Below are 12901 nucleotides of genomic sequence, written 5' to 3' on the forward strand. Positions count from 1 at the left end.
TCATGTAACCGTTTACAGAAAATAATATAACGTATTTCTAAAAATACGTCAATCATTTCTCACTAAAAAGCTTTTAAGGTTATACTCAAAAAAGCACCGCCATAAGGCGATGCTTCTTCATTACGAGTATGATACAGTTTTTTCTTTTTCTTCTACAGCAGGCTCTTCAGCATCTTTTTTACGATCTGATAGTTTAATTTTTTGTAAGAAAATCGTAAAGATGGCACCTACTACGATAAATACTAATCCTGTTAAGAATACAGTATGAAGCGAGTCTACTAAAGAGTTTTTCAAAATAGGTACAATGCTGTTAGCGAATGCTTCTGGCATTTGTTTTAATGCCTCTGGGCTAAATAGCATCGAATATAAACCTTGTGGATCTGTGTGAATCATATCTTTAAATTTCGTTACCATTTGTCCCGCTTCTTTCGGGAATGTATCTAATACAGGTACTAATTTATTTGTTAACGTTGTACCTGAAGTGTTATTCATAATTGATCCTAAAATTGTAATACCAAATGTTCCACCAATTTGACGGAAGAACTGACTTGATGACGTTACGACACCAAGGTCTTTTTTCGGGAAGCTTTCTTGTAACGCTAATGTTAATGTCGGCATTACAAGACCCATTCCTAAACCGATAACCATCATATAAGAAGTAGCTGTAAGCTTCGTTGTGTGCATATCCATCGTTGTTAATAACCAGAAACCACCGGCCATAATAAGCATACCTGCGATAATTTGTGGTTTTACACCAACTTTTAATACAAGTTGCCCACCGATAATACTCATTACAATCATTGTAATCATCATTGGAGTCATAATTGTTCCTGATTCAGCAGCACTTACTCCTACAATACCTTGCATGAAGAATGGTACGAACATAATCGCGCCGAACATTCCAATACTCATAAAGAATCCAATCGCATTCAGTATTGTAAATGTGCGATTTTTAAAGAAATGCATTGGTAAAATCGGCTCTTCAGCTTTCGTTTCAACAATAACAAAGCTAACGATACCAATTACAGCTAGTGCGAATAAACCGATAATTTGCCAAGAATCCCATGCATAATCTTTTCCGCCAAACGTTAGCGCAAGTAATAAACTTACAACACCTAGAATCATCGTAAAGATTCCAGCGATATCAATTTTAATTGGTCCTGTTTGTTTATGTGATTTTAATCCCATTGCAATAAAGATTGTTGCTAAAATACCAACCGGTAAGTTAATGTAGAATACCCATCTCCAGTTCACTGCATCTACAATCCAACCACCAACTTGCGGTCCAATTACAGAAGCAAGACCGTATAACGCACCAAAAATACCTTGCCATTTCGCACGTTCTTTTCCCGTGAACATATCTCCAATAATAATCATAGCCATTGGCATCATAATACCGCCACCAAGACCTTGAATACCACGGAAAATAATTAATTCCGTCATACCATTCGCCATACCACATAACGCCGAACCAATCATGAAAATAACTAGCCCTGTTATATATACGTTACGACGACCAAGTAAATCCGCTAATTTACCTGCAATTGGTACAACTGTCGTTGATGTTAACATATAAGCTGTCGTTAACCATGTCATTAAACTTAATCCGCCTAGGTCACCGACGATACGTGGCATTGCTGTACCAACAATTGTTCCATCTAATGCAGCAAATAGCATCGCGATTACTAAACCGATTAACAACAACTTTCTATTTTGATTTTCTTGTTGCTCCATGTAATCTCCTCAATTCCTCTTAGTTATTCTCTTTTTTCTCTTGTGTCCCGCAAATAATGGTTTCTAACTTCTCAAAGAGACGTAATAAATCTTCTCTTTCTTGCAACTCTAAATGTGAAAAGTATTTTGCAATATGCTCGTTGCGAGCTGTCATTGCCTCTTCTACTCTAGCTTTCCCCTTTTTCGTTAACTCGATGATGACAACACGACGGTCATCTTTGTCGTGATAGCGTTCTACAAGTTCTTGATCGATTAGACGATCAATCATCACTGTAATCGCGCTAGGCTTCACATACATCTTTTTTGCTAATGTTGTCGCTCTTGAAGCCCCATAATGATCTAAAATCTTTAAAATATAAAACTGCGGTGGTGTAAGTCCTGTTGCTTGCATTTGTTCTAATAACTCCGTCTGCATTTTCTTTCCAATCGAAAAGGCAAGAGCTTGAATTTTATCGATATGCGTCATATCATTTGGCATGTTATCCACCTCTTATTTAAACAATAAAATATTTAACGTATTTAAATATTAATCCCACGAACAAAATTCGTCAATACTTTTATTCATAAAAACGTTTACATTTTTGTCACAAAGTTGTATAATTTTCGACGAAGTTAATATTGACAGTCACGGAGAAACGGAGTACACGGCTATGAATCATAAAAAAGGAAACTTTTTTATATTTCATGGCCTTTTTGTATTCTCTGTCTTAAAACGCTTCGAATTAATTAGGGGAGGATTTTCATTTTATGTTTTTCACACAATTATTTAAACCTGCGCCCCACGCGGAACGCTTACCAGCTGATCGCGTTGATAGCGAATACCGTAAATTACGTTTACAAGTATTCTTAGGTATCTTCATCGGTTATGCAGGTTACTACTTTGTTCGAAAAAACTTTTCACTAGCAATGCCATACTTAATCGAACAAGGCTTTAGTAAAGGGGAACTTGGGGTTATCCTTTCGGCAGTATCTATCGCTTACGGATTAAGTAAATTCTTGATGGGTATCGTATCCGATCGTTGTAATCCTCGCTACTTTTTAGCAGCTGGGCTATTTTTATCAGGTATCATTAATATTATTTTCGGCTCATTTTCTTTCATTACAACGAGCATTATACTTATGTTTGTACTTCAGTTTTTAAATGGATGGGTACAAGGTATGGGCTGGCCTCCTTGTGGTCGTACGATGGTTCACTGGTTCTCTATTAGCGAACGTGGTACAAAAATGTCTATTTGGAACGTCGCTCATAATGTCGGCGGCGCGCTTATGCCTTCTCTTGTAACATTAGGCTTATACTTCTTTGCAAATGACTGGAAAAGTATTTTTTACTTCCCAGGTATTCTTTCAATTTTAGTTGGTATTTATGTATTAATTACGATGAAAGATACGCCTCAATCTTGTGGACTACCTTCTATTGAAGAGCATACTGGAGAATATCCACCAGATGAGAAAATAAAAGATCGCGAACGCGAACTTTCGGCAAAAGAAATTTTATTTAAATACGTACTAAACAATAAATTTTTATGGTACATCGCTATTGCGAACGTTTTCGTGTATTTCGTACGTTACGGCGTTGTAGACTGGGCCCCTACTTATTTAGTAGAAGAAAAAAGCTTTACTCATAGTAGCTCACGTACTGCTTACGCTCTATATGAATGGGCTGGTATTCCAGGTACACTTCTTTGCGGATGGATGAGTGATAAACTATTTAAAGGACGTCGTGCACCTGCTGGTATTTTATTTATGGTTGGTGTATTTATCGCAGTTCTTGTTTACTGGTTAAATCCTCCTGGTAATCCAATGGTTGATAGTATCGCACTTGTCGCAATTGGATTTTTAATTTACGGACCGGTTATGTTAATTGGTCTACACGCTCTAGATTTAGCACCAAAGAAAGCTGCTGGAACTGCAGCAGGCTTAACTGGATTCTTCGGTTACTTAGGCGGAGCTGCTTTCGCTAGTGCCGCTATGGGCTTTATCGTAGATGCATTCGGATGGGATGGCGGATTCATCTTATTACTTGCATCTTGCATACTTGCAATGTTCTTCCTTGCCCTTACTTTAAATACAGGGTCAACAAAACAAAAGCAAGCTTAGGTACAAATATTATACTTATCAAAAAAGAGAGGCCATTCTTTCCAGAATGTCTCTCTTTTTTCTACATATAATACTTTTTTCTTACAAAAGATTCATTTCTCTCTTACATATGTGTTAGCGCTTCCAAAGCACTTCAACACCTAATAAAACTGCATTCTACTTTTATATAAAAAGATTTTTGAATATTTTCTCAACTCACACTTGTCAAACATTGTCATTTTATATTAAAATAACAACATACAAAATATTTAGTCTTTTCAGAAAAGATGGAGGGATAGCCATGAAGAATCCACTTCTTCGTATTGAAAACTTGCAAACTTCCTTTCGTATACAAGATCAGTATCATGCAGCAGTTGATAATGTATCCTTAACTGTTCATGAAAATGAAATTGTTGCTATCGTTGGTGAGTCAGGATGCGGAAAAAGTGCACTTGCCCTTTCTATTATGCGACTGCATAATGAGGCAAATACAAAATTACAAGGGCAGATTCACTATAGAGATAAGGACTTACTAAGCATGTCAACCGCCGAAATAAATAAAATACGCGGTTCAAATATCGGTATGATTTTCCAAGAACCCCTTACAGCACTCGATCCTCTTATGACAGTTGGAAAACAAATCGAAGAAAACTTAGACTACCATACAAGTCTTTCAAAAGTAGAAAAAAAAGAACGCACCTTAGAACTACTCCATCAAGTTGGTATTCCAAAACCAGAACTTACATATAAACAATACCCACACGAATTATCTGGCGGAATGAGACAAAGAATTGTTATCGCAATTGCAATTGCTTGTAAGCCCGGACTCATTATTGCAGATGAGCCTACAACCGCTCTAGATGTAACAATTCAAGCGCAAATTTTAGATTTATTACGTTCCATTCAAGAACAAACGAAAATGGGCATCATCTTAATTACACACGATTTAAGCGTCGTTGCCGAAACCGCTGATCGTATTGTCGTTATGTATGCAGGACAAGTTGTAGAAACAGGAACAGTCGAAGAGATCTTTAATAACCCTCTTCATCCATATACTCGTTCCTTATTAAATTCAATCCCGTCTACATCTGCTGAAAAAGAAAAATTACATGTTATTCAAGGCGTTGTACCGACATTAGCTAAGTTACCTCGCACAGGTTGTCGATTCCAAGCACGGATTCCATGGATTAGACCTGATCAACATGAAGAAAATCCCGTTTTACATGAAGTAAATCCAGACCATTGGGTACGTTGCACTTGCTACAAACATTTCAACTTCCAACATAAGAAAGGAGATGACGTAACTCATGGCACTGCTTAAAGTAGAAGATTTAAAAGTACACTTTCCAATTAAAGGTGGTGTTTTCGGTCGTACATTAGATTACGTTCGCGCTGTTGATGGCGTAAGCTTCGAACTACAACCTGGCGAAACGTACGGAATCGTTGGGGAATCTGGGAGTGGCAAATCAACAACTGGAAAAGCAATTATGCACTTAACAAAAGCAACTGGCGGTAGCATTCATTTTAATAATAAAGATTTAACAAAATTAAGTCGCTCAGAACTAAGAGAACAAAGAAAAGATATTCAGATGATTTTTCAAGATCCTTATTCATCCTTAAACCCGAAGAAACGTGTTATGGATATTATCGCTGAACCACTTCGGAATTTTGAGAAACTCTCACCTGATGAAGAGCGTAGAGCTGTTCAAGATTACCTTGATAAAGTTGGCTTAAATCCGGAGTCTATTTATAAATATCCACATGAATTTTCCGGTGGACAAAGACAGCGGATTGGTATTGCACGCGCACTTACACTAAAACCGAAGCTTATTATCGCAGATGAACCTGTATCTGCACTTGACGTGTCGGTACAAGCTCAAGTTTTAAACTTCTTACAAGATTTACAATCTGAACTCGGACTAACATACTTATTTATTAGTCATGATTTAGGCGTAATTCGCCATATGTGTGACCGTATCGGTGTTATGTATCGCGGGCGCATTGTGGAAGAAGCAACTAGTGCTGAAATTTATAATAATCCACAGCACATCTATACGAAGCGTCTAATATCAGCTATTCCTGATATTCGTCCAGAAAACCGCGAGCAACAACGTAAATTGCGTCGTGAAGTAAGCGCTGAGTACGAAAAATCATATGAAAATTATTTCAATGAAAATGGACGTGCTTACGATTTAAAACCAATCTCGCCAACTCACCGGGTGGCATTACCATAAGGGAGTGATAAAACATGTGGAAATTTATATTACGCCGGATTTTAGTTATGATACCACAATTATTCATATTAAGCGTACTCGTCTTTACACTTGCTAAAGCAATGCCAGGTGATGCATTAAGTGGCGCTGAACTAGCAAACCCAAAAGCCGATCCAAAAGTAATTGAAGAACAACGTGAGAAACTTGGGTTAAATGATCCTATTCCCACACAATATGTAAGGTGGATTTCAAATGCCGTACAAGGAGATTTCGGTATTTCTTACGCACATAAAATACAAGTAACAGATATTATTGGGGAACGCCTTGGTAATACAGTGCTGTTAGCTCTTCTAATTCTTATTCTTACTTATTTAATCGCCATTCCACTTGGCGTTATAAGTGGACGTTGGAATGATACGTGGGCTGATCGACTCATTACACTCTATAACTTTTTAGGATTTGGTACACCCCTATTTATTTTTGGATTAGTAATGTTATTCTTATTCGGCTTTTTATACCCAATCTTCCCTACAAGTGGTAGCGTTGATCCACAAGTGGCGGCCGGATCATTTGATTATTATTTAAGTAAATTAAATCATATGATTTTACCAGCTTTATCTGGGGCATTAATTGGCACAGTAGGAACCGTACAATATTTACGAAGTGAAATTATCGATACGAAACATAAAGATTTTGTACGCACGGTAAAAGCAAAAGGTGTACCAGAATCTAAAGTATATTCCAGACATATTTTACGAAATTCATTTTTACCAATCGCAGCATTTTTAGGATATGAAATTACAGGTTTAGTCGGGGGCTCTATTATTCTAGAAAATATTTTCGGCTATCCAGGAATTGGACAACTCTTTTTCCAATCTATCACTCAACGTGATTTCAGTGTCGTAACTGCTCTTGTATTATTTACTGGATTCGCAACGCTACTCGGGACTCTTCTTTCCGATATTATTCTAAGCATCGTTGATCCACGTATTCGTATTGATTAATGGAGGTGAAGAAACGTTATGTTAGCAAATCCTGAAAAACAAACTGAAGTCATTCATTACGAAAAGAGCCCTTCTGGTTTCTCCATTATGTGGCGAGAATTTCGTAAAGATAAACTAGCAATGTTTTCTCTATTCTTTTTAGCTTTAATATTAATAGCCGTTTACACAACTTCATTTATTATGAAGCAAGAAGATATCGTCCGAGTCGATCTGTTCGCCATTTATGATCCTCCTACCGCTGAACATTGGTTAGGAACTGATTATGGAGGTCGCGATATTTTCGGACAACTAATTATTGGTACACGTAACTCCTTTACAGTTGGTTTAGCTATCACTCTTTTATCAACCCTTATCGGTCTTACGATGGGACTAATTGCTGGCTATTTTGGAGGAGTTGTCGATAACATCATCATGCGTTTTATCGACTTTATGATGATTTTACCATTCTTAATGATTGTTATCGTATTTATTTCACTTGTTCCAACTTTCAATATTACTACATTTATTCTCATAATGACGGCTTTCTTATGGGTCGGAAAAGCAAGGCTTATACGCTCTAAAGTATTAACTGAGAAAGAACTTGATTACGTATCTGCATCCAAAACGTTAGGAACACCAAATTGGAAGATTATCTTCCAGCAAATATTACCTAATTTAAGTTCTATTATTATCGTAAATATTACATTAAATCTTGCTGGTAACATCGGGATTGAATCTAGTTTGACTTACTTAGGATTTGGTCTACCAGAAAGTACACCGAGTCTTGGTACACTTGTAAGTTACGCAACAAACCCAGATGTATTGCAAGAAAAATGGTGGATTTGGTTACCCGCATCAATCATGATTTTAGTGTTGATGCTGTGTATAAATTTTATTGGTCAAGCGTTAAAGCGTGCGGCTGATGCGAGACAAAGAAAAGGATAAGGGTGGAGAAGTTATGAACAAACCGAAACTGTACAAAGTATTAAGTACACTTGCTGCTTCAACATTATTACTATCTGCATGTGGTGGTGCTGATAGCGGTAGTAAAAAGGCAAACACAAAAAAAGTAGAAACAAATAAATTTAGTGCTGCTGTAAAAAATGACGGTAAAGAAATTAAAGACGGATCATTAACTTATGGACTCGTTTCAAATTCACCTTTCGCTGGTGTTTTAAGTAGAGTATTGTATGAAGTTGCTCCAGATTCAGAGATTATGGATTTCTTTGATGAACAATTATTAGCTACAGATAAAAACTGGGAAATTACAAATGACGGTGCTGCAACTTATACAATCTCTGAAGATAAAAAAACAATTACAATTAAGATTAAAGATAATGTAAAATGGCACGATGGTAACCCTGTAACAGCTGAGGATTTAGAATATTCTTACTTAATTATTGGTAATAGTAAATATACAGGTATCCGTTACGATACACAAATGCAAATGATTGAAGGTATGGAAGAATATCACACTGGAAAAGCTGACAAAATTTCTGGTATTAAAGTAGTCGATCCAAAAACAATTTCCATTACTTATAAAGAAGTAAACCCTTCACTAAAAACTGGTATTTGGACATATCCTACACCTAAAAAATATTTAGGGGATGTACCAATTGAAAAACTAGCTGAATCAGATAAAATCCGTCAAAATCCAATTGGATTCGGTCCATTTAAAGTGAAGAAAATCGTTCCTGGTGAATCAGTTGAGTATGAGCGTTTTGATGATTACTGGGGCGGCAAACCTAAGCTGAAAAATGTAACATTAAAAGTTGTAAATCCATCTATTGTTAGTGCATCTCTGAAAAAAGGTGATATTGATATTGCAGCAATTACTGCTGATCAATATCCGAACGTAAGTAAATTAAAAAACACACAACTAATTGGTAAAACTGACCTTGCTTACACTTATATCGGATTTAAGTTCGGACATATGGACAAAGCAAAGAATGAAGCTGTAATGGATAACGATAAGTTCAAAGACGTTCGTTTACGTCAAGCGATGGCACATGCAATTGATAGAGAAAAATTAGGAGAGAAAGTATATCACGGACTTCGCGTTCCAGCTAACTCTCCAATTCCACCATCTATGCCAAAGTACCATAATAATGATGTTGGTGCGTATAATTTCGATGTAAATAAAGCGAAAAAACTATTAGATGAAGCTGGGTATAAAGATAAAAATGGTGATGGATTCCGTGAAGATCCAAAAGGTAATGAATTGAAGATTAACTTCTTAACTAGTAGTGGTAGTGAAACAAGTGAACCGCTGGCTAAATTCTACATTCAATCTTGGAAAGATATCGGCTTAAAAGTAGAACTTGTTGATGGACGCTTACACGAATTTAATGCTATGCGTGACATGATTAAAAAAGATGATCCGAAGGTTGATATTTTTGCCGGTGCTTGGAACACTGGCTCTGACCCTGACCTTTCTGGCCTATGGGGAAAAAATGCCGGATTCAACTACCAGCGCTGGGTAAATGATGAAAATACGAAGTTATTAGACGCAGGATTATCAGAAAAAGCTACTGATGAAAAATATCGTAAAGAAGTATACGATAAATGGCAAAAATTAATTCATGACGAAGCACCGATGATTCCAATTCATTACACATTTGATTTAACAGGTGTTAATAAGCGCGTAAAAAATTATGATGTCAACACTGAAGTGAATCAAATAACTTCACATTGGAAAGACGTTACTGTAACAAGTGAGAAGCCAGAAGTAGAAAAATAATCATAAAAATAGCTCTTAGCATCTACATACATGCTAAGAGCTATTTTTTATTTTCATTGCTGTTCCTACTAATGATAACAACCAATTCCTTCCCTACTCTAATATTAAAAAATTTGATGAAACACCTTTATTAAAACAGCTAACGTAACAGATGCAGCAAATCCCCCTAGACAAATTAAGCTTACCCCTTGACTATATGACAAATTTTGAAATGATTTCATTGCTTCCATCCTCCCTATCTCCCCTGTGATACTTTTATTTTACCAATGGGAAAAATTTCATAACATCGATTTCTCTAACAACTAACTTACAAATTTGTAAGTTAACATCTTTTCAACTTATATATCTATTATTTCCACAAATAAGAGTCATTTATACATAAAAAAGACCTCAGTTATCCTAAGGTCTTCGTTACATTCTATTTCATTTTATAATCATCACCGGACATTTCACTCGTTTTGCTATTTTATGACTTACACTACCAAGCACCATCTCTTGCAATGTATTTAGCCCTCTGCTTCCAGCAATAACAAGATCTATATCTCCTGTATTTACATATTGAACAATTGTATCTCCAGGATCACCATGTAATATCGTAATTTTATAAGAAATGTTCTCTTTCTTTAATAAAACTTCAATCTCTTTTAATTTATCTTTTCGACTAGCCGATATTGTTTCTAAATCTGTTTGACCTTGTATAATATCTGATTTTGCCGTTCTATTATCTACTACGTACACAACTTCAACATTTGTTTCTTTGCTATATTTCGCAATATATGTTGCATGTTCCGCTGCTCGAAGTGCATGTTCAGAACCGTCACATGCTAATATAATTTGTTTGTACATATGCTGAATCCCCTTTTCGTTATCCTACTCGTATTATATAATAAAGCCCCCTAAAAAGGAGGCTTTTAACTAGCAATTCTTTTATTATAAGTAGCTAAATTTGCAACAAGTTTTGAGCTACGTTCATTTAATCCTGTTATACTTACTTTCACACCACTTTGTTCATACTTCATGATAACTTTATCAATTGATGCCACTGCTGAATCATCCCATACGTGCGCATGAGTAAAATTCATTTCAATTTCTTTTACATCTTCATTAAATGAAAAATTATTTATGAAATCGGCTGTAGATGCAAAGAAAAGTTGACCGTGAATTTCGTATATTTTCTTATTTTCAATATATAAATGTTTCACGTGAATCTTTGCCATATTGAATGCAAATAACACCGCACTAATTACTGTTCCGATAATTACACCTAATGCTAAATTATGTGTAATTAAGACAATCACAACTGTTACAATCATAACAAATGCGTTTCCTTTTGGTACTTTATGAATCGTTGTTACAGAGTTCCAATCAAACGTTCCGATTGAAACCATAATCATAACCGCAACTAAAGCTGCCATCGGAATATGAACGACATAATCTCCTAAAACGAATAGTAATACGATTAAAAATCCGCCCGCTACAAATGTTGATAGGCGACCTCGTCCACCTGATTTAATATTAATAACAGATTGACCGATCATTGCACATCCTGCCATTCCTCCGAAAAATCCAGCAACGATGTTTGCGATCCCTTGTCCGCGTGCCTCTTTATGCTTATTACTTTCTGTATGCGTCATATCATCTAAAACTGAAGCTGTTAATAAAGACTCTAGTAAACCAATGATTGCAAGCATAACTGCATAAGGTAAAATAATCCCTAATGTTTCTAATGTAAATGGCACATCAGGAATACTAAAGAACGGTAATTCTTTCGGTAGGCTTCCCATATCCCCTACTGTTTTCAACTGTAATCCGCTCATAAGTGCAATACTCGTCACAATAATAATTGAAATAAGCGTAGAAGGTACAGCCGTTGTAATACGTGGAAATAAATATATAATTGCAAGTCCTAATACAACGAGTGCATACATTTGCCAAGTTGCATTTTTAAAATGCGGTAATTGCGCTGTAAAAACTAAAATTCCAAGTGAATTTAAAAAACCACTCATAACAGATTTCGGAACAAACTTCATAAATGAGCTCAGTTTGAACACGCCAAAAATAATTTGGACGATACCTGTTAATATTGTTGTAGCAAATAAATATTGCAAACCATGATCTTTAACAAGCGTTACCATTAATAATGCCATTGCACCTGTTGCAGCTGAAATCATTCCAGTTCTTCCGCCAACAAATGAAATAGTAACCGCAATACAAAAGGCTGCGTATAGTCCAACTGTCGGATCCACGCCTGCAATAACAGAGAAGGCTATCGCTTCAGGGATTAATGCTAAAGCAACGACAATTCCTGATAACACGTCCCCTCTCACATTAGAAAACCAGTCATTTTTTATCGTTTGAAACAAAATACCACTCCTCTACTCCTTTATAATTTGATTTTCTCCATAAGAAAATCTAGCCGACTGCACGAAAGCTATTATATAACGAGTAGAAGATTTTTTGCTATGTAAAAGTTTCCTAAAAAAGATGTTACCTTCGTAGCTTCTTTTCCTAGAATATCAGGAAGACTTTAAATATACTATCACCTATTGTTGATTTAACGTACAACGATTTCGGATTCTACCGTATGTCAAATGAAGAGAACTTTGTTTGGATGGATGAAAAATGCACATGTAATTCAGCTCATTTAATTGAGTAGTCCAAGGATCAAGATATTAGCTACTCAAGGAATTCATTTACATTTCTATGGATATTTCCACTTCATATATGAGGTTTAGTTTGGAGGGTTTAGGATTAGAGGAGTTTATGCTAATTTAATGAAATTAGTAAAAGCACTCTTTCGAGTGCTCATTTTATGCAGATACAGTTGCTTTATCCTTACGGAATATGCCCATTAATCCACCGATTAATAATAATACGCCTGGTAATAAGTAAATTATAGAAATACAAATAAATCCACCGATAGCAGCCACAGTCATCATAATACCGCCAACCTTCGCTTTACTTCTTACCATAACAGATCCAACAATTCCTAAGATTGATAGAGCCACAGCCCCCCAACCTAAGCCAATAACAGTATTTGCTCCATCAGCTTCAAAAGCAGCTCCCATACCGCCGATTAATAAAGCAACAAATGCACAAATAATACCAAAAATACCTCCAATAAGACCTAATACAAATTCAGCTGTTCTTTTCAT

12 protein-coding genes are annotated in these 12901 nt (G+C 36.0%); 6 read left to right on the forward strand and 6 right to left on the reverse strand.

Annotated features, from left to right (window positions below):
* Positions 1–120: 120 nt before the first annotated feature.
* Together C4S65_RS14200 and C4S65_RS14205 are read right to left on the reverse strand one after the other, a co-directional pair.
* Positions 121–1734: an MDR family MFS transporter gene (locus C4S65_RS14200; protein WP_000437647.1), complete on the reverse strand. Its 1614-nt coding sequence runs from the start codon at positions 1732–1734 to the stop codon at positions 121–123.
* Between the two features lie 19 nt (positions 1735–1753).
* On the reverse strand, positions 1754–2212 hold the full coding sequence (locus tag C4S65_RS14205; protein WP_001132365.1) for a MarR family transcriptional regulator: 459 nt from the start codon (positions 2210–2212) through the stop codon (positions 1754–1756).
* Positions 2213–2481: 269 nt separating this feature from the next.
* Here C4S65_RS14205 and glpT point away from each other — a divergent pair, with 269 nt between their 5' ends.
* From glpT to opp4A, 6 genes are all read left to right on the forward strand, one after another.
* The gene (glpT, locus tag C4S65_RS14210) at positions 2482–3831 is read left to right on the forward strand and encodes a glycerol-3-phosphate transporter (RefSeq protein ID WP_000466388.1); all 1350 of its coding nucleotides are present in this window, start codon (positions 2482–2484) and stop codon (positions 3829–3831) included.
* A gap of 280 nt (positions 3832–4111) precedes the next feature.
* Positions 4112–5131 (forward strand): ABC transporter ATP-binding protein, encoded by a 1020-nt coding sequence (locus tag C4S65_RS14215; RefSeq protein WP_098838588.1) that lies wholly within the window; start codon positions 4112–4114, stop codon positions 5129–5131.
* Positions 5118–6044: an ATP-binding cassette domain-containing protein gene (locus C4S65_RS14220; protein ID WP_061668125.1), complete on the forward strand. Its 927-nt coding sequence runs from the start codon at positions 5118–5120 to the stop codon at positions 6042–6044. The genes C4S65_RS14215 and C4S65_RS14220 overlap by 14 nt, the downstream gene beginning before the upstream one ends.
* Before the next feature lie 14 nt (positions 6045–6058).
* Positions 6059–7027 (forward strand): oligopeptide ABC transporter permease, encoded by a 969-nt coding sequence (gene opp4B / locus C4S65_RS14225; protein WP_000265441.1) that lies wholly within the window; start codon positions 6059–6061, stop codon positions 7025–7027.
* Between the two features lie 18 nt (positions 7028–7045).
* The gene (locus C4S65_RS14230) at positions 7046–7951 is read left to right on the forward strand and encodes an ABC transporter permease (protein WP_061668124.1); all 906 of its coding nucleotides are present in this window, start codon (positions 7046–7048) and stop codon (positions 7949–7951) included.
* Between the two features lie 13 nt (positions 7952–7964).
* Complete coding sequence (opp4A, locus tag C4S65_RS14235; protein ID WP_061668123.1) at positions 7965–9746, forward strand: oligopeptide ABC transporter substrate-binding protein; 1782 nt, start codon at positions 7965–7967, stop codon at positions 9744–9746.
* Positions 9747–9850: 104 nt separating this feature from the next.
* On the opposite strand, the gene C4S65_RS14240 is transcribed toward opp4A, so the two are convergent.
* The 4 genes from C4S65_RS14240 to C4S65_RS14255 all read right to left on the reverse strand — a co-directional run bounded on the left by C4S65_RS14240 (position 9851) and on the right by C4S65_RS14255 (position 12901).
* Positions 9851–9967, reverse strand: coding sequence for a DUF4027 family protein (locus C4S65_RS14240; RefSeq protein ID WP_000834733.1), 117 nt, complete (start codon positions 9965–9967; stop codon positions 9851–9853).
* A gap of 202 nt (positions 9968–10169) precedes the next feature.
* Complete coding sequence (locus C4S65_RS14245) at positions 10170–10592, reverse strand: universal stress protein (RefSeq protein ID WP_061668122.1); 423 nt, start codon at positions 10590–10592, stop codon at positions 10170–10172.
* 65 nt (positions 10593–10657) lie between these two features.
* Positions 10658–12109 carry a SulP family inorganic anion transporter gene (locus tag C4S65_RS14250; RefSeq protein ID WP_061668121.1) on the reverse strand — a complete coding sequence of 484 codons (1452 nt, stop codon included), beginning with the start codon at positions 12107–12109 and terminating at the stop codon, positions 10658–10660.
* A 447-nt stretch (positions 12110–12556) separates the two neighbouring features.
* Positions 12557–12901, reverse strand: a complete 345-nt coding sequence (locus C4S65_RS14255) for a DUF4064 domain-containing protein (RefSeq protein WP_000831286.1) — start codon at positions 12899–12901, stop codon at positions 12557–12559.

The organism is Bacillus sp. ok061 (genome assembly GCF_900108285.1).
In the GTDB taxonomy this organism is placed as follows: domain Bacteria; phylum Bacillota; class Bacilli; order Bacillales; family Bacillaceae_G; genus Bacillus_A; species Bacillus_A thuringiensis_S.

Coding starts and splice junctions, on each gene's coding strand:
- C4S65_RS14200 (WP_000437647.1), bottom strand. CDS start 1,734: ATGGAGCAACAAGAAAATCAAAATAGAAAGTTGTTGTTAATCGGTTTA.
- C4S65_RS14205 (WP_001132365.1), bottom strand. CDS start 2,212: ATGCCAAATGATATGACGCATATCGATAAAATTCAAGCTCTTGCCTTT.
- glpT (WP_000466388.1), top strand. CDS start 2,482: ATGTTTTTCACACAATTATTTAAACCTGCGCCCCACGCGGAACGCTTA.
- C4S65_RS14215 (WP_098838588.1), top strand. CDS start 4,112: ATGAAGAATCCACTTCTTCGTATTGAAAACTTGCAAACTTCCTTTCGT.
- C4S65_RS14220 (WP_061668125.1), top strand. CDS start 5,118: ATGGCACTGCTTAAAGTAGAAGATTTAAAAGTACACTTTCCAATTAAA.
- opp4B (WP_000265441.1), top strand. CDS start 6,059: ATGTGGAAATTTATATTACGCCGGATTTTAGTTATGATACCACAATTA.
- C4S65_RS14230 (WP_061668124.1), top strand. CDS start 7,046: ATGTTAGCAAATCCTGAAAAACAAACTGAAGTCATTCATTACGAAAAG.
- opp4A (WP_061668123.1), top strand. CDS start 7,965: ATGAACAAACCGAAACTGTACAAAGTATTAAGTACACTTGCTGCTTCA.
- C4S65_RS14240 (WP_000834733.1), bottom strand. CDS start 9,967: ATGAAATCATTTCAAAATTTGTCATATAGTCAAGGGGTAAGCTTAATT.
- C4S65_RS14245 (WP_061668122.1), bottom strand. CDS start 10,592: ATGTACAAACAAATTATATTAGCATGTGACGGTTCTGAACATGCACTT.
- C4S65_RS14255 (WP_000831286.1), bottom strand. CDS start 12,901: ATGAAAAGAACAGCTGAATTTGTATTAGGTCTTATTGGAGGTATTTTT.